The organism is Desulfosarcina sp. BuS5 (assembly GCF_028752835.1).
Classification (GTDB): Bacteria; Desulfobacterota; Desulfobacteria; order Desulfobacterales; family BuS5; genus BuS5.
Genome location: NZ_CP087952.1, coordinates 3,317,935 through 3,335,749, shown reverse-complemented (window position 1 = coordinate 3,335,749; position 17,815 = coordinate 3,317,935). Strand labels below are relative to the sequence as shown.

Genomic DNA, 17,815 nt, shown 5'->3' with positions numbered 1-17,815 from the left:
GCGACAGAAAAAAGCTGGTGGGATTGTTTGGTTGATTTATGATCAAGTTACATTGTTTAGTTTAGTGTACTGTGGTTTCAAAGAGTGAAGTAGGCTATTAAAAATTCGACAAGATCTTCTAAATCGTTCAGCCGAAACCTGGGAACGTCAAAATCCAGATGAACATCACTGATAACTGCAATCAGATCTTCATCTCCTTGAGATACAGGTTCTTTACATATCTCAGGTCTGAATACTTCAATTTTAGGCTGATTTCCTCGTTTATAACCTTCTGTAAGGATTAGATCTGTTCCTAAAAAAAATGGCAGTAACTCTTCAGGGCTATGGTCATGATCTGCGTCTTTGACTATACCAATTTTTGAGTATGAAGAGATAACGGTTGTGACAGCACCTGCTTGTTTATGCCTCCAGCTGTCCTTGCCCGGTTTATCGATTTCAAAACCATGAACATCGTGCTTGATGGTGCCGACTTTCAGCCCGCGCTGTTTGAACCTTGAAATCAGCTTTACCAGAAGAGTAGTCTTTCCTGATCCGGAATTGCCTATGACTGAAAGAATTGGTGGGGACGAGCTTTTAGATTTGTTATTCAAAATTATATCGGAGTTCTAAATAAGGGGTCAGAAATTTTTTCAGAAAAAAATTGGTAAAACAGGTGACCGTCCGAAGAAACTGGTGCCTGGGGCGAGAATCGAACTCGCACAGCCATAATGACCGAGGGATTTTAAGTCCCTTGCGTCTACCTATTCCGCCACCCAGGCATTATTGATTGCATCCGAATTCTTTTTTAAATGTTATCTGCTTGATTGTCAAGAAGCGCTGAGGCGATTTTTTTAAGATGATCATACTTTTTACATCGGCGGGAACTATAGACCGTCAGATAATTACCCTATTTTGAAATTTGGCACAAGGCCAGAGGGGGTAAGGGTTCAAAAAATTGAACCCCTACCCCGACGACCGATAACGCAGTGAAATTATTTATGTGACGGTCTATCGATATATACGTCAGACATAGGTAAACAGGCTAAAACTCCGATATAAGGATCGAAAAAAAATGCATTTTGTAAAAAAAATTCAACATATTGATTTTGCATCATATTTTCTAATTTGCCCTGCAAGACGGTTTTAAGTCACCCAAGAGAGCGTGAGTGCACAATCACACGCAAACCAGGGGGGGTATGCATAAAACAATAAAAGCGTTTTTATGTCCAATAAAAAAACGACTATAACTACTTAAAATCATTGATAATTTGACGACCTCCTATTTAACATACCCTCCAATTTGTGATTAATATTGTAACCGTTCACGGGCAATAATCGTTTTGAGTTTAAAATTTAATATCTAACCGCAAATTTTTTTAAGAAAAATTTTACGTTCCAGTGCCCGATGGTTTATAGTGTCAGGAATGGAATCAGTCTATTAAAAAACTTGGAGTTGATTTGACATTCCGCCACTGCGTGATCGACTGGCCACTGAATTCAAATATTTCGTGTGTATTTCGCAGAGGACATAGGTGATGCGCTTATTCTTACACTGATCATGAAATGAGAACGCGATTTCCTAAGTAGTGATCAAATCCAAGAATTTTTTTTGTCTCCTTATAATCCAACATCCTCATTAAAGATGAATCGGTAGGCATAGTAGTATATCTCTAAGATTTTTTCATCCTTGAAGACAGCGATACGATATACCGTTTATTTATAGGCTCGACCATTTTCTGCCATTCCAATATTTAAAGGGGCATTTATGCCAGTGTGATAAGATTTAAATAATGTAACGCCCATGCTGACAAAATATCGTAACGGTTTTAGGGAAGGTATTTCGCAGCCGTACCCCGCTCTGAAAATCTTATGAATACCCCGGCCTTTGGGACAAAATTTGGTTGCTGAATTCAGTCCGAATGAGCGTTACAGTATTTTGCAACTTTTCACTGAAAAGATCCGTTACACTATTTGAATCTTATCACCCGTGAACGGTTACAATTTATTTAATCTCCGATCCTAAACAGATTCCTGGTATTTCGAGGATTTAAGGTATTCAATCTTGTTCAGTCCGTTAACATAGGCTTTGGCGCTGGCCACTATAATATCCGGATCAGCTCCCCGGCCGAGGGCTATCAGGCCGTTTTCCTTTAAGCGGACTGTTACCTCACCCTGGGCATCGCTGCCTCCGGTTAAAGCGCTTATCGAGAACCTTAATAGCTCGGGGCTGATATCAGCAAGTTGCGCGATAGTATTAAATGCGGCATCTATCGGCCCGTTTCCGTAACCGGACCCTTTTACAGTCCGGCCGTTGATGCTGAGCTTGATACTTGCCATGGGGAAAACGGTTGTTCCGCTGGCCACATGCAGATATTCAAGTAAAAATACGTCCTTGGTTCTCAGGATACCTTCGGTAACGATTGCTTCAAGATCTTCATCTTCTATGCTTTTTTTCTTGTCCGCAATTTCTTTAAATTTGGTAAATACTATTTTCATGTCTTCATCCGAAAGCTCGTATCCCATCTCCTGGAGGTGTGAGCGAAGAGCATGTCTTCCCGAGTGCTTCCCTAAGACAAGTTTGTTGCTTACCAGACCTACTGTTTCAGGTTTCATAATCTCATAGGTCATGGGATTTTTCAAGACTCCGTCCTGGTGAATGCCGGCTTCGTGGGCAAAGGCGTTGGCTCCGACAATAGCCTTGTTGGGCTGTACAATGATACCGGTTATCATACTCACCAGCTTGCTGGTTGGACAAATAAGCTCAGTATTAATGTCGGTTGATACCGGGTAAAAATTGGGCCTGGTAGTCAGGGCCATAACAACTTCTTCCAGGGCGGTATTTCCGGCTCTTTCCCCGATTCCGTTGATAGTTACTTCGGCCTGGCCGGCGCCCGCACTAATCGCCGCCAGGGTATTGGCCGTGGCCAGACCCAGGTCGTTGTGGCAGTGAACGCTTAATACCGCCTTGTGCATGTTTTCAGTATTGTCCATAACATATTTGATCAACTCGGCATATTCATGGGGAACAGCATACCCTACTGTATCGGGCAGATTAACCGTTGTTGCTCCGGCTGCAATGGCTGCTCCAAAAACCCGGCATAGAAAATCCCGGTCACTGCGTGACCCGTCTTCGGCTGAAAATTCAATATTATCAGTCAATTTTTTGGCATATGTTATTGAATCAACAGTTGCTTGAACCACTTCATCGCTGGTCATGTTCAACTTGTGAGCCATATGCAGATCCGAGGTGGCTATAAATATATGTATTCTCGGCTTGGCCGCTTTGCAAACAGAACCCCAGGCCTGGTCAATATCCCCCTTGCCGGTACGCGTTAAAGCGGCAATTTCAATGTTTTTTACCTTCTTTGAAATTTCGGAAACCGCTTCAAAATCTCCTTCCGACGCCGCCGGAAAACCGGCTTCGATAACATCCACACCGAGTTTTTCCAGTTGCACCGCCAGCCTCATCTTTTCTGCAGTATTCATGCTTGCGCCTGGAGACTGCTCGCCATCCCTTAATGTGGTATCAAAAAAAATTATTCTATCTTTCACCTTACTCTCCTTCTTTTGACAGTTTATACTGCAAACTATCTGCCAGCGCCTGCCAGCTTGCCTCTATTATGTCTTCGGAAACACCTATGGTGCTCCATATATTATTTTTGTCTCTGGATTCTATAATAACTCTGACCTTTGCCTTTGTTCCTTCACGACCATCTATTACTCTTACCTTGAAATCTACAAGCTGGGTTGATGAGAGGACATCCGGGTAAAATTTATTCAGAGCCTTACGAATTGCATTGTCCAAAGCGCTTACAGGGCCATCTCCTTCGGCAACCGTAATTTTTTCGACTCCCTTGGCTGAAATTTTAATCGAAGCCTGAGCAGTGCATGGTTTGTCCTTTTCCTTTATAATTGTCACCATAAAGGATTTTAACTCAAACATCGGCTTAAACCGATCTTTAAATCTTTCCATCAATAACTTTAAGGAGCCATCCGCAGTCTCAAATTGATAACCCTGCTGCTCCAGCTCTTTGATTCGTGCTACCAGGCGGCTGCTGTCAACCCCTTCTGCATCCAGATCTATCCCGAGTTCTTTGGCCTTATACTCCACATTACTCTTTCCGGAAAGATCCGACATTAAGACACGGCGTTTGTTTCCCACCAGCTCCGGCTGCATATGTTCGTAAGCCATGGGATTTTTCATAATAGCGCTGACATGAATTCCGCCTTTGTGCGCAAAAGCACTTTTCCCGACAAAGGGTCTGTTGCTAAGGGGCGTCATATTCGCTGTATCACTGATAAATCGCGATATATTCTTTAGTTTTTTAATATTTTCTTTGGAAAGGCCGGGCAGTCCCATCTTTAATGCCAGAATCGGGATAATTGATGTAAGATCCGCATTGCCGCATCTTTCTCCGTAGCCGTTAATGGTGCCCTGTACCATATCAGCTCCTGCCCGAACTGCGGTTATGGAATTAGCCACAGCAAGTCCGCTGTCGTTATGCGTATGTATGCCGATCTTGACCGGAAGCGACCCATCCACTTGATTATATTTTTTTTTCAACCTGTTTATCAGGCAGGCAATGATAGTTTCAATGTCAAAGGGAAGCGTACCTCCGTTTGTATCGCATAATACCAGTATATCCGCTCCGCCGTCTGCAGCCGCAAATAGAGATTGCAATGCGTACTCTTTGTTGGCCTTATATCCGTCAAAAAAATGTTCGGCATCAAAAATTACTTCACGTCCCTTTTCTTTTAAAAAAGCAACGGAATCATTGATCATTGCAAGGTTCTCTTTAAGGCTGTTCTGCATGATCTGCTCAACATGCAGATCCCATGTTTTTCCAAAAATCGTAACCGTGTCCGTGCCGCTGTTGAGAAGCGCTTTCAGGTTATTATCATTTCCAGGAATAATGCCCGGCTTCCTTGTTGCGCCAAATGCAGTTAACCTGGAATTTTTAAAATTTATATCCTTTGCCAGGTCAAAAAAAACCATATCTCTTGGATTGGAACCGGGCCATCCGCCCTCAATATAATGGATACCCATATCATCAAGCCTTCGCGCTATGACGATTTTTTCCTTGGCTGTAAAACTGATATATTCACCCTGTGTACCATCACGCAGGGTGGTATCATACAAGAGGACTGGATCCATGCTTTTCTTCTCCCTAAATTGAAAGATGTCGAATTTTTCTATTTTCCGGCCTTAATGAGCGGACTGCTGCTCCTGCCTGCCACATCTCGGAATTTTTTATCTCATTTAATTCTGCTGTAAGTTTTTCCTGATAATCAGGAGCGCTGTTTACTTCCAGGACGCGTTTTGTTTCTTTGCCGGTTTTAACACGGTCGTATAAATCTTCAAAAACAGGAGTAACCGCATCCCTGAATTTCGGCGCCCAGTCCAATGCGCCCCTCTGTGCTGTAGCGCTGCAATTTGAAAACATCCAGTCCATGCCGTTTTCACCGACCAGTCTTATGAGGCTTTGGGTCAGTTCTTCAACGGTTTCATTAAATGCTTCACTGGGGGAGTGCCCGTTTTTTCTCAATATATTATACTGGGCCTCCATTGTGCCGGCCAGGCAGCCCATAAGAACGCCGCGTTCGCCGGTCAGGTCGCTGTAAACCTCATTTTCAAAGGTAGTCGGGAAAAGATATCCTGAGCCTATGGCTATTCCAAGCGCAAGGGTTCTCTCCTTAGCTCTTCCAGTATAATCCTGAAAAACCGCATAGCTTGAATTGATACCGCTGCCGTCAAGAAAATTTCTGCGCACATTGGTTCCGGATCCTTTGGGAGCCACTAGGATAACATCGATATTGTCAGGAGGTATAATCCTGGTTTGATCTTTATAAACAATTGAAAAACCATGTGAAAAATATAAGGCATCACCCTCATTAAGGCATTTTTTAACTACAGGCCAGGTGGCAGTCTGGCCGGCGTCGGAAAGAAGTTCTTTAATGATTGTTCCCTGTTTTGCGGCTTCTTCAAGAGGAAAAAGAGTTTTGCCTGGAACAAAACCATCCTTAACCGCTTTTTCCCAGTAGGCGTCCCCTTCAAGCTGCCCTATGATAACATTAAAGCCGTTATCTTTAAGATTCAAAGCCTGCGCAGGACCCTGAACACCGTACCCGAGCACAACTATTGTTTCATCTTTAAGTACTTCCCTGGCTTTATCCAGGGAAAACTCTTCCCTGGTAACAACATCTTCTACTACTCCTCCAAAGTCTATCTTGCCCATTTTATTCTCCTTGTTTTTTTTATTTTTTGGTATATTGATCGCGCAGCAGCGCAATAATACCGGTCTTGACTATCTCCTTAATGCCGATGGGCTTAAGAAGGTTTAAAATAGCATTGATTTTACCCTGATCTCCGGTTGTCTCTATGGTGTAATGTTCCATTCCCACATCAACAACTTTACACCTGAAGATATCGACCATTCTTAAAATTTCAGCACGATGTTCCGGTTTTGCAGTTACCTTGATTAGAACCATTTCCCGCTGCACATATTCTGCGCCTGTAAAATCATGCACCTTAATCACATTGATCAGTTTATTAAGCTGCTTTTCTATCTGTTCTATAACAGGTGCATCGGCTTTTGTAACAAGCGTAACCCGTGAAACCAGGGGATCCATGGTCTCGGCAACAGAGAGGCTTTCAATATTATATCCCCTGCCGCTGAAAAGACCTGCTATTCTTGAAAGTACGCCCGGCTTGTTATCCACCAGAATCGAGAGAACATGTTTTTCTGCTGTCATGGTAAAATTCCTTCCTGTCTAGTGCCCGAATGAAAAATAGCCGTTTTCGTTCGGGCACTATCTATACTAAAAGCATTTCTGTTATGGAAGCGCCCGCAGGAACCATGGGATAAACCGATTCTTCCCGCGCCACAACAAATTCCATTATTACGGTCTTGGGGGAAGATAGACCTTCTGACAGCACAGGCTCAACCTCTTCCGGTCTTACGGCTCTTAAACCGACCGCGCCATAGGCTTCGGCAAGTTTGACAAAATCCGGGGCATGTTCCATGCTGGTACTTGAATAACGTTTGCCGTAAAATAATTCCTGCCACTGTCGCACCATGCCGAGATATTGGTTGTTCAGGATAACAATATTTATCGGAAGTCCATATTGAACGGCAGTCGCCATTTCCTGAATATTCATCTGGATGCTGCCGTCGCCGGCTACATCGACCACAATTTTATCCGGGCATGCGACCTGTGCCCCTATGGCCGCAGGCAGGCCGAAACCCATACAGCCCAAGCCGCCTGAGGTAATAAAATGATTAGGCTCATCAAAATGGTAATACTGGGCTGCCCACATCTGGTTCTGCCCCACTTCCGTAGTTATAATAGCCTTTCCTTTGGTTAATTCATAAAGTTTGTCAATTACATATTGAGGTTTGATAATATCACTTTGGGTATAAGCCAGCGGCCGGGTGCTTTTCCACTCATTAATTTTATCTAACCAGCCTTTGCACTTCTGACCGATATCACCAAAATCTTCTTTTTTTATCAGCTTGTTAAGATGCTCAAGTGTGGTTTTGCAGTCTCCCACAACAGGCACCGAAACGGAAATATTCTTCTGAATGGATGTGGGATCAATATCTATATGGACAATCTCCGCATTTGAAGCGAACGTATCCGTTCTTCCCGCAACACGGTCGTCGAAACGGACACCAACGGCAATCAGCAGATCACATTCTCCTATGGCCATGTTGGATCTGTATGTACCATGCATACCGATCATTCCCAGCCATAAAGGATCAGATGCAGGAAATGCCCCCAGGCCCATTAAAGAGGCAGTTACGGGTATCCGTGTTTTACGCGCAAATTGAGTCAATTCTGCATGCGCCTTGGAAAGAATAATGCCGCCGCCTGCAAAAATAACGGGCTTTACGGCTTTGTGAATCAGTTTTACAACCTTGTTGATCTGTTTAATGTTCGGGTTGTAGGTGGGGTTGTAAGATCTCAAACTTACTTTTTCTGGTGATACATATTCAGCGAGGTCATTAACAATATCCTTGGGTATGTCAATCAACACCGGCCCGGGACGACCTGAACCTGCTATATAAAAAGCCTCTTTGATTGTTGTTGCAAGATTCGCTACATTCTTGACAAGATAATTATGCTTTGTGCAAGGTCTTGTAATGCCGACTATATCGACTTCCTGAAAGGCATCATTCCCGATAAGTTTAGTGGGAACCTGACCTGTTATAATAACTATGGGGATCGAATCCATATATGCTGATGCTATGCCGGTAACAGTATTGGTGGCACCGGGCCCTGATGTTACCAGGCAGACTCCGGTTTTGCCGGCCGCCCTGGCATAACCGTCTGCAGCATGAACAGCTCCCTGCTCGTGACGCACAAGTATATGACGCATTTCCGTTTTGGAAAGTTCATCGTATATATCCAGCACTGCCCCGCCTGGATACCCGAAAATTGTATCAACTCCCTCTTCCTTGAGAGCCTTCATAAGGATCTGCGCACCTGTAAGTTTCATAGGCATTCCTTCCGTAAAATTAATTACAAACTGAGACCTTTACAAAATGTTCAATTTCGTTCGAGTTCAAGAAAGGCGAAAATTTTAACCGCAGGAATACATTGAGTATTTTGAGGATTAAAACCCTTTTTAAGATCAGGTTGCCTGACGCCGAAATCGGGCGAAAGGGGGCGTTTTGCAAAGGTCTCAAACTATTGAACAATCGCTCCCTTGCTGGCGGATGAAACCATTTTTGCATATCTTGCCATATATCCCTCTTTTATCTTGGGTTCAGGAGCCGACCAGGCTGAGAGTCTTTTTTTTATCTCATCTTCCGAAACCTTTAAAGTAATCTTTTTTCCCGGGATATCAATAGCAATAATATCTCCTTCCTCAACAATAGCAACAGGTCCCCCCTGCATCGCTTCGGGTGAAATATGCCCTATGGATGCTCCTTTTGTTCCTCCTGAAAAACGTCCGTCCGTGAGGAGCGCCACATGCGCGTCAAGTTTCATTCCCGCGATTGAGGATGTCGGCGTTAGCATTTCTCGCATGCCGGGCCCGCCCATCGGCCCTTCGTATCGGATTAAAATCACATCACCTTTTTTTATAATGCCGTTCATAATGGCATCTGTTGCATCTTCTTCCGACTCATATACCCTGGCCGGACCTTCATGACATAACATTTTATCGAGCACTGCGGACTGCTTTACAACACATCCATCAGGAGCAAGATTTCCGAATAGAACGGCAAGTCCACCTTCTTTATGATATGGATTATCAAGCGGCCTGATAATATTTTCATCTTTAATGACTTGCTCTTTAATATTTTCACCCACGGTCTTTCCAGTGACGGTTATAGATTGCTCATTAATCAAGCCGGTTTTTGTAATTTCCTTTATGACCGCTTGAATACCTCCTGCAAGATTCAGATCCTCCATATGGTGTATTCCTCCCGGGCTTAATGAACAGATATGGGGCACTTGCTCGCTGATTTCATTGATCATGTTAAGATCTATACCTACTTTCGCTTCTTTGGCAATTGCCGGTAAATGAAGAATAGTATTTGTCGAGCATCCCAGCGCCATATCTACAACCAGGGCATTTTTAAAAGCCTCTTTGGTCATAATCTGCCTGGCGGTTATATTTTTTTCAAAAAGGCTTACAATTTTCATCCCCGCCTCTTTTGCCAAACGGACCCTGGCAGACATGACAGCCGGGATAGTGCCGTTGCCAGGCAAGCCCATACCTATTACTTCAGTCAGGCAGTTCATGGAATTGGCCGTAAACATACCGGCGCATGATCCGCATGTGGGACAAGCTGTATCCTCAATTTCATTCAATCGTTCTTTGCTCATTCTGCCTGACTTAAAAGCGCCCACCGATTCAAAAACAGTCACCAGATCTATTGCCCCGGTGCCTGAGGGATCTTTGCCGGCCAGCATGGGGCCGCCGCTGATAAAAATTGCAGGAATATTAAGGCGGGCAGCAGCCATAAGCATGCCCGGTACAATTTTATCACAATTTGTTACCATTACTATAGCATCTAATGCATGGGCTATTGCCATTACTTCAACGGAATCTGCGATAATCTCCCTGCTTGCCAGGGAATATTTCATCCCGATATGATTCATGGCGATACCATCACAAACACCAATTACGCCGAATTCACAAGGCGTACCTCCGGCCATGTAAATACCTGCCTTGACCGCCCCTGCGATCCTGTTCAAATGAACATGACCGGGAATTAGGCTATTGGCTGAATTGGCAATCCCTATAAGAGGTCTTCGAAGCTCTTCATCAGTATATCCGATAGCCTTAAAAAGACTGCGATGAGGCGCTCTTTCAATACCCTTTTTAACGCTGTCACTTTTCATTATTTTCAATCTCCCAAAAAAAAATCCGTTATCAGTTTTTTACGCTGATAACGGATTTTATAAATTACATATAAAATTAAGTCATTATCAGCCATCATCCTGAAGGCAGGTAATTATCTCCACCGATAGGACGAGAATACTAATGATAATGACTAAAATTTTATTCATTTTATAAACCTTATACAAAGGAGTTGCTACGCACATCAACAACATATTGAATTATTCTCTAACAACCATGGAAATTATTGTCAAACTTTTTTTGTTTACCGGCATTTATAAGTAAATATATTGTTTCGCCCTTTTCTCTGATGTTGTTTATGATAACTCAAGTCTAAACTCGGTATTATTTGGTATGGAATTTTCAGTTTAATGTAAAAAAACTTGAAAAAGTTTTTACGCCATGATAAATGTTTCAACATTTTATTAAGATAAACGTATTTTTTCAAGTCCATTTAATTTTTTCACCAAATTCTTAAATGTAGCGCTTTGAAAATTTCAATGATCAAAGGGCTCATAATGAAAGGTATAAGCAAGTATGACTTCCAAAAAAGAATTGTTGCCGGCTTTAAGCCTGACCTTGGTTCTACTGGTTGTCGGCGTTATAAGCTACGCCGCCTTTCCTGCAAAATCTCCTGACCAGCCGGTAAGGCTAATGTTCAAGGGCGTTGCCGGGAAAGTCTTATTTACCCACAAAATGCATACATCTGAATCCGGTTACGATGTTGCCTGCAGTGACTGCCATCATAATCTCGAAGAAGGTGAAACCGATCCTCAAGCCTGCGGTGAATGCCATGAGATCGAATCGGATGATGAAGACGTTCCCGCAAGAACCGATGCATTTCATTCCCAGTGTATCGGCTGCCATCAGGAAAACGAAGCCGGGCCTGAAAAATGCGCATCCTGCCATGTTATGTAATTTTTTTTATTTTTATATTTTTTAATTCAACGCGGTAGAAACAGTAAAAGGTTGAACTATGATAAAAAAATCATTTATCGGTTTAGCAAAGCCGAGGCTTATGTATGAAACCCTTGAGAGTTTGCTGCCGGAACCTCGGAACATCGAACTGCCGGAAAAGGTTACTCTACTTTTGGAGACAGTCTCAGAAAAATCAAGCGCCAATGGACAGTTTTCAATTAAAGAGGGGGACAAGGTTAAAACCGGACAGAAGCTGACTCTTTCCGGGGAGAACGGTATATATGTAACCGCAACTGTTACCGGCAGAATCTCGTCCGTCACACCGTTTAGCGGTAATTTCGGCAAAAAGTATATGGCAATTTCGATTGAAACCGCTCCGGATGAAGAGATAGATGCCGATTTCGGCAAAATTGCAGTAAAAGATCCTTTTAACGGTATCAGGGATTTTCTTTTATCATGCCCGGGAGGTATTCCTCCGCACCTGTTTTCAGACAATAACGGGGCTGTAAAAACACTTGTTATATGCGGTATTGATAATGACCTGCTGATTTCAACAAATCAGTATATGGTCAAAGCGGACATGAACAGCATAAAAGATGGAATTGATATTCTTAAAAAAGCCATCGCCGCGGAAAAAATTATTTTTGCGGTTCCAAGGCACCTCAAACACGAGGCTTCAGCCGCGGATGCCGTCACAAAGATTATTGCCCCCCAGTATCCGGCAGCCTCACCACGGATGATTATGAAGGATGTTTTGGGTCTTGTTGTTCCGGCCGGCAAAACCTGTGAAGATATGGGAGTAACCTTTATAAACGCCGAGGCCGCAGCTTCCATAGGCAGCGCTTTTAAAGACGGCGTGATTCCGGTTAATAAGAAAATCACGGTGATAAAAAAGGACGGAACGGCTGCTTTTGTGTCCGCCCGTATCGGCACCCCTTTAAGCAACATTTTCAATGCCCTGGATATTCATCTAAACGAAAAGGACCGGATAGTTCTCGGCGGTCCGATGACCGGTTCAGCGGTATATTCAGCAGACCTTCCGGTCTTGCCGGATACTGATGCCGTTATTATCCAGGATTTTTCGGTAATACCGCTTGTTTCCGATTGCCCCTGCATTAATTGCGGGGAATGTATCAGAATGTGTCCCGCAAATATTCCGATTAATATGCTTGTCAGACTTCTTGAAGCAGGTCTTTATGAGCAAGCGGAGGATGAATATGACCTCCAGTCATGCATTGAATGCGGTCTTTGTTCATATGTCTGTCCTGCAAAAATACCGATTTTTCAGTATATAAGACTGGCCAAACATGAACTGTTCCGTTTGCAAACTGGGGAGGAGATTACAGAGGAGGCAAATGATGATTAGCACAAAAAAACTTACGGTTTCCCATGCTCCATTCTGGCACGACGGGAGCGGAATCTCCTCTCGAAGTTATAATACGATGCTTGCGGCTTTGCCGGCAATAATTGCAGGTCTGTTATTATACGGCATACCCGCTCTTGCGGTTGTCTGTTTGTCCGTATCTTCTGCCATGATCTGGGAACTTTTGATGAATCTTGTTACAAAGCGGCCATTATCAATCGGAGACGGCAACGCAGGTGTAATAGGCATCCTTTTGGCCATGCTTTTGCCTGCGGGAATACCCTGGTGGGTTGTCATAACCGGAACTTTTATTGCGGTTGTGCTTGGCAAGCAAATTTATGGCGGTATCGGGAGCAATCCTTTTAACCCGGTGGTTGTTGCAATTGCCATCCTGATGGTCTCGTGGAAGGATTTCTTCGACTTTAATGAAGCTCTCTTAAACTATGATCTGAATTTTATTATGGTATATCCCCTGGCGGCGCTTAAACATTTCGGAACATCGGCCATTGACGGCTTTAGCATTTGCGATCTCCTGCTGGGCAAACAGCCGGGCGGGATCGGTTCTACATTCGGTATCGGCATAATTATCGGGGGAATCTACCTTATTATAAGAGGTATCATAAGATGGGAAATTTCCGTCTCATTCCTGGCGGGAATTTTTATAACCGCCCTGATTTTTCACATTAACGATTCGGCCCGCTTTGCAGGACCTTTTTTCCATTTGCTGACAGGTTATACGTTAATAGGCGCTTTTTTTCTTGCAACCGAGGATTCATCTTCCCCGGTTAATTTTATTCCAATGCTGATTTACGGAGCCGGTGCAGGTGTTATGACCGTGCTGATCAGGAATATAGGGGTTTATGTGGACGGCGTAATTTTTGCGATTCTGGTTATGAATCTTGTTAATCCGATGCTGGATAAGATCAGACCAAGAGCGATCGGAAAGGTTGGGTAATATGAATGAAATGATAAAAATGGTTGTCGTGCTTACAATTTTAAGCGCTTTTTCAGGAGGCCTGCTGGCCGCTGTTCGCAACGGAACCAGGGAAACAATCGAAAATCAGGAGCTGCAATTCGTCAAAGGCCCGGCTATAGAAAAAATCCTTGCCGGCACCTCTAATGATCCGATTAAGGATCGTTTTAAAATAAAGGACGGAGATGTTGAAAGAATTTTTTTTGTCGGAGCATTTGACGGCAAGCCTTCTACGGTTGTTTTTGAGGTTTCAGGCAAAGGCTTTGCCGACGCCTTCGGGCTTATGGTCGGAATAAACGTGGAAACCGACAAAGTAGCCTCTATCAGCGTTACAACCCATAAAGAAACCCCGGGCCTGGGCGAAAAGGCTAAGAGTGATCCCTCATTTGCGGCACAGTTTCATGGAGTCTCTACGAAAAAAGAGATAAAAGTCACAAACGATGGAGGGGCGATAAACGCTATCAGCGGCGCTACCATTACATCACGGGGTGTCTGTCTGGCAGCCACTGATGCCTGCGGCATTTATAGAAAATTGAAACCACAAATCCAGGAAAAACTAAAGGGATTTTCTAAATAGGGAGATGACGGATGGCTAAATCAATTGCTAAAGAATTTACCAAGGGACTGTGGGACGAAATACCGCCTTTCAGACTGGTACTCGGGCTATGCCCCGTTCTTGGCGTAACAACAACAATGCAAAACGGCATAGGTATGGGGCTGGCCACTACGTTTGTCTTGATATGTTCGAATATACTGGTTTCGGCATTACGCACTATAATACCCGCCAAGGTCAGAATCGCCTGTTTTATCATTATTATTGCAACCTTTGTTACAGTTGTGGAACTTCTCATGCAGGCCTTTACCTACAAGCTTTTTATGCAGCTCGGCATGTTTATACCCTTAATAGTTGTAAATTGTATTGTTTTGGGACGGGCTGAGGCATTTGCTTCTAAAAACAATATGTTATTATCCATGGTGGATGGACTCGGGATGGGTTTGGGTTTTACAATTTCTCTGGGTGCCCTGGGCGGAATCCGGGAAATTCTTGGCACCGGTACATTCTACGGGCATGCCCTGTTCGGTGCTTCATTTCATCCTTTTGCTTTCATGGTTCAGGCCCCTGGCGCTTTTGTCTGCCTCGGGCTGATGCTGTGCATCATGAATATGTTTGGTGAGAAATAGGAGATATAAAAAATGGGCGATTACCTGATCCTGATAATAAGCTGTATCTTTGTAAATAACATACTTCTGGCGCAGTTTCTTGGAAACTGCCCCTTTTTCGGCACATCCAAAAAAATGGAGACTGCAATCGGCATGGGGATGGCCGTTATTTTTGTTCTTGTAATGGCCGGTATTATTACATGGATGACTGAAACATTTATTTTAAAACCCTATGGTCTTGAATATCTTAGAACCATCTCCTTTATTCTTGTTATAGCCTCGCTGGTTCAGTTTGTGGAGATGTTTCTTAAAAAGAGTATACCGGGGCTTTATGCAGGCCTTGGTATCTTTTTACCTCTTATTACAACAAATTGTGCTGTAATGGGCGTATGCTTGATAAATATTAAAGAAGAATATTCTTTTCTGCCGGCTCTGGTTGCGTCCTTTGCTTATGCGGTAGGTTTCGGTCTGGCGCTGGTTCTTTTTGCCGGTATCAGAGAGCGAATCCTCCTTGCAAGGGTGCCGAAACCTTTGATGGACACTTCCATAGCGCTTGTTACCGCCGGCATCCTTTCCCTGACCTTTTTTGCTTTTAAAGGAATGGTGTAAAGAATGATAGAACCTGTACTGATAATGCTTGGGATAGGTGTGACCTGCGGACTTGTGCTGAGTATAGCATCCAAGGTTTTTTATGTTTATGAAGATCCCAGGATTGCGGAAGTGGAAAATTGCCTTGCCGGCGCAAACTGCGGGGGATGTGGCTTTGCAGGATGCTCCGCTGCCGCCGTGGCGGTGGTTAACGGCGAAGCTTCTCCAAGTGTATGTGTTATTTCCGGGCCGGATGTTGCAGCCAATGTTGCCGCTGTCATGGGAATGGAAGCAGGAAGTGCAGAGCCATTGATTTCAAAAAATACATGTTCAGGAGGAGACCGGGCGGAAAATAAATTTCATTATATGGGTATAGATTCATGCTCTGCTCTATCAGCTTTTTACGGCGGTAAAAGAGTTTGCCATATTGGCTGCCTGGGTATGGGAGACTGCATCAAGGCCTGCGCCTTTGATGCAATACATATGGGAGCTAAAGGATTCCCGGTTGTCGATGAAGCCAAATGTGTCGGGTGCGGTGCATGTAAAAAAGCCTGCCCCAAGAATATTCTGACAATTACTACCATGTCGGAAAGGCTTCTTTCCTTTAATCAGGATAACACTGCACTTGCGCCATGCAGACAGGAATGTCCGGCTGAAATTGATATCCCCCGCTATATTTCTCAAATAAGAGAAGGAAAATACGAAGACGCGGTCAATACCATCAAGGAACGTAACCCCCTGTTGCTTTCATGCGGACGGGTCTGCCCGCATCCGTGTGAAAATTACTGCCGCCGCGGAATTGAAGACGAACCTGTTTCAATTAACCAGCTAAAACGCTTTGTCGCTGATTATGAAATGAACTCCGGAATACGTGTACCGATATCCTGCGCTCACCCTACAGGCAAATCTGCTGCGGTTATCGGCGGCGGTCCGGCAGGATTGAGCTGTGCTTTTTTCCTCAGACGATTGGGGCATGATGTCACTATATTTGAGGCTATGCCCAAACTTGGCGGAATCATTCGTTACGGAATTCCGGAATACAGGCTTCCCAAGAAAGTTCTGGACTGGGAAATCGAAGGGATACTTAATCTTGGCATAAAATTCCATACAGGAGTTAGATTCGGTCGGGATTTTGATATCGGGTCGATTGTGGCCGCAGGATATGATTCGATCTTTCTTGGAATCGGGGCATGGGAAGATTACAATCTTGGTATTAAAGGCGAAGATTTTAAGGGATGCTATAAAGGTATTGAGTTTCTTTCAAGCGTAGCATCCGGCAATCCTCCCCCTATAGGAAAAAAAGCCGCTGTAGTTGGCGGTGGAAATTCCGCAATAGATTGTGTTCGTTCCCTGATAAGACTTGGTGCTGAAGAAGTTTATATTGTCTACCGCCGAACGCGCAATGAAATGCCGGCCAATGAGGTCGAAATAGTGGCGGCAGAACTTGAAGGCGTCAAGTTTCAGTTCCTGGCAGCGCCCGAATCCGTAAAAGCGGACGCGGCAGGTAATGTAACCCACCTTGAATATCTCGAAATGGAACTGGGCGAACCTGATGCCAGCGGCAGAAGACGCCCTGTGCCAATAGAGGGCTCTGAAACACTGCTTGAAATAGATATGCTGATAACCGCAATTGGACAGAGGCCGGATGTATCCTTTACGGAAAGCGGAAAAAGGCTCGAAGAACTTAATATAACAAGATGGAAAACTATCGATGCTGATCCGTTAACCCTACAGACTAGTATTCCATATGTTTTTACGGCCGGAGATTCCGCTACCGGAGCCTCTCTTGTAGTCGAAGCAATCGGCGGGGGACGACGTGCCGCCAGATCCATGCATCAATATATGACAGGTCAGGAAGTAAAAGCAGTTGCAAACTCTTTATTTAAAAACCATATAAAAGAATCGATATTTAAATCTCTTAAAGGAATAACAAAAAAACCGAGGGTTACGATGCCTGAGCTTCCGGTAAAAGAACGAATTTCAACAATGGAAGAAGTGGATCTTGTAATCAGCGAAAAAGATGCATTGCGTGAATCGAATCGCTGCCTCTCTTGTTGCATCATATGTTATGATAAAGACGCTGCTTAAAAAAAGTTTATATGGATTCCGGTTTGGTGAAGGCCTTGACGTACTCTGAGCCTTTCCCTTAAGAAGTATGGAGTATAAAACTTAAACAATTCAATCTATTACATGCCATCATTCCAACTGATTACAAAGCTGCTGGAATCCATATATAGATTTCCAATAGCCAAGCATTATAATCAAGAAAAAAGTCGCCACTTTTACAACCATCCAATGATTTTATCCAATATTGAGAAGAATCCTCAAAGCTGGCCCTAAAATAAACCCAACTTGCCTACAACTTGCAAGTACTGAAAGCAGGCAGGAATGTTCTGAGATTATATCTCATATTATATTATATATTTGAGTTTTTGAAAAATAAATTCTACAGTCCCTATGGGTTTGGCATGATTTTTGT

At 43.7% G+C, this 17,815-nt stretch carries 14 protein-coding genes and 1 tRNA gene; 7 read left to right on the top strand and 8 right to left on the bottom strand.

Annotation, left to right across the window (positions count from 1 at the left end; all coding sequences use genetic code 11):
- Positions 1–77 precede the first annotated feature (77 nt).
- The 8 genes from mobB to ilvD form a co-directional block, all read right to left on the bottom strand.
- Positions 78–590 (bottom strand): molybdopterin-guanine dinucleotide biosynthesis protein B, encoded by a 513-nt coding sequence (gene mobB, locus BuS5_RS16200; protein WP_027353770.1) that lies wholly within the window; start codon positions 588–590, stop codon positions 78–80.
- An 80-nt stretch (positions 591–670) separates the two neighbouring features.
- A tRNA-Leu gene (locus BuS5_RS16195) sits at positions 671–758 on the bottom strand.
- 1,240 nt (positions 759–1,998) lie between these two features.
- Positions 1,999–3,531, bottom strand: a complete 1,533-nt coding sequence (locus BuS5_RS16190) for a 2-isopropylmalate synthase (protein ID WP_027353769.1) — start codon at positions 3,529–3,531, stop codon at positions 1,999–2,001.
- A gap of 1 nt (position 3,532) precedes the next feature.
- Positions 3,533–5,134, bottom strand: coding sequence for a citramalate synthase (gene cimA / locus BuS5_RS16185; protein ID WP_027353768.1), 1,602 nt, complete (start codon positions 5,132–5,134; stop codon positions 3,533–3,535).
- A 13-nt stretch (positions 5,135–5,147) separates the two neighbouring features.
- The gene (gene ilvC, locus BuS5_RS16180; RefSeq protein ID WP_027353767.1) at positions 5,148–6,215 is read right to left on the bottom strand and encodes a ketol-acid reductoisomerase; all 1,068 of its coding nucleotides are present in this window, start codon (positions 6,213–6,215) and stop codon (positions 5,148–5,150) included.
- Positions 6,216–6,234: 19 nt separating this feature from the next.
- Complete coding sequence (gene ilvN, locus BuS5_RS16175; RefSeq protein ID WP_027353766.1) at positions 6,235–6,732, bottom strand: acetolactate synthase small subunit; 498 nt, start codon at positions 6,730–6,732, stop codon at positions 6,235–6,237.
- Between the two features lie 61 nt (positions 6,733–6,793).
- A complete protein-coding gene (ilvB, locus tag BuS5_RS16170) occupies positions 6,794–8,479 on the bottom strand; it encodes a biosynthetic-type acetolactate synthase large subunit (protein WP_027353765.1) in 1,686 nt (561 codons plus the stop codon).
- A gap of 191 nt (positions 8,480–8,670) precedes the next feature.
- Positions 8,671–10,335 (bottom strand): dihydroxy-acid dehydratase, encoded by a 1,665-nt coding sequence (gene ilvD / locus BuS5_RS16165; protein WP_027353764.1) that lies wholly within the window; start codon positions 10,333–10,335, stop codon positions 8,671–8,673.
- Positions 10,336–10,870: 535 nt separating this feature from the next.
- On the opposite strand from ilvD, the gene BuS5_RS16160 reads away from it, so the two are divergent.
- The 7 genes from BuS5_RS16160 to BuS5_RS16130 are packed head-to-tail and all read left to right on the top strand — an operon-like array spanning position 10,871 to position 17,424.
- A complete protein-coding gene (locus BuS5_RS16160; protein ID WP_027353763.1) occupies positions 10,871–11,251 on the top strand; it encodes a cytochrome c3 family protein in 381 nt (126 codons plus the stop codon).
- A gap of 58 nt (positions 11,252–11,309) precedes the next feature.
- Positions 11,310–12,617: a 4Fe-4S dicluster domain-containing protein gene (locus BuS5_RS16155; protein ID WP_027353762.1), complete on the top strand. Its 1,308-nt coding sequence runs from the start codon at positions 11,310–11,312 to the stop codon at positions 12,615–12,617.
- A complete protein-coding gene (locus BuS5_RS16150; RefSeq protein WP_232223037.1) occupies positions 12,607–13,569 on the top strand; it encodes an RnfABCDGE type electron transport complex subunit D in 963 nt (320 codons plus the stop codon). Before BuS5_RS16155 ends, BuS5_RS16150 begins: the two co-directional genes overlap by 11 nt.
- Before the next feature lies 1 nt (position 13,570).
- Complete coding sequence (gene rnfG, locus BuS5_RS16145) at positions 13,571–14,164, top strand: RnfABCDGE type electron transport complex subunit G (protein WP_027353760.1); 594 nt, start codon at positions 13,571–13,573, stop codon at positions 14,162–14,164.
- A gap of 11 nt (positions 14,165–14,175) precedes the next feature.
- Positions 14,176–14,769, top strand: a complete 594-nt coding sequence (gene rsxE, locus BuS5_RS16140) for an electron transport complex subunit RsxE (protein ID WP_027353759.1) — start codon at positions 14,176–14,178, stop codon at positions 14,767–14,769.
- Positions 14,770–14,781: 12 nt separating this feature from the next.
- A complete protein-coding gene (gene rsxA / locus BuS5_RS16135) occupies positions 14,782–15,357 on the top strand; it encodes an electron transport complex subunit RsxA (protein WP_027353758.1) in 576 nt (191 codons plus the stop codon).
- 3 nt (positions 15,358–15,360) lie between these two features.
- The gene (locus BuS5_RS16130) at positions 15,361–17,424 is read left to right on the top strand and encodes an FAD-dependent oxidoreductase (protein ID WP_027353757.1); all 2,064 of its coding nucleotides are present in this window, start codon (positions 15,361–15,363) and stop codon (positions 17,422–17,424) included.
- Positions 17,425–17,815 lie beyond the last annotated feature (391 nt).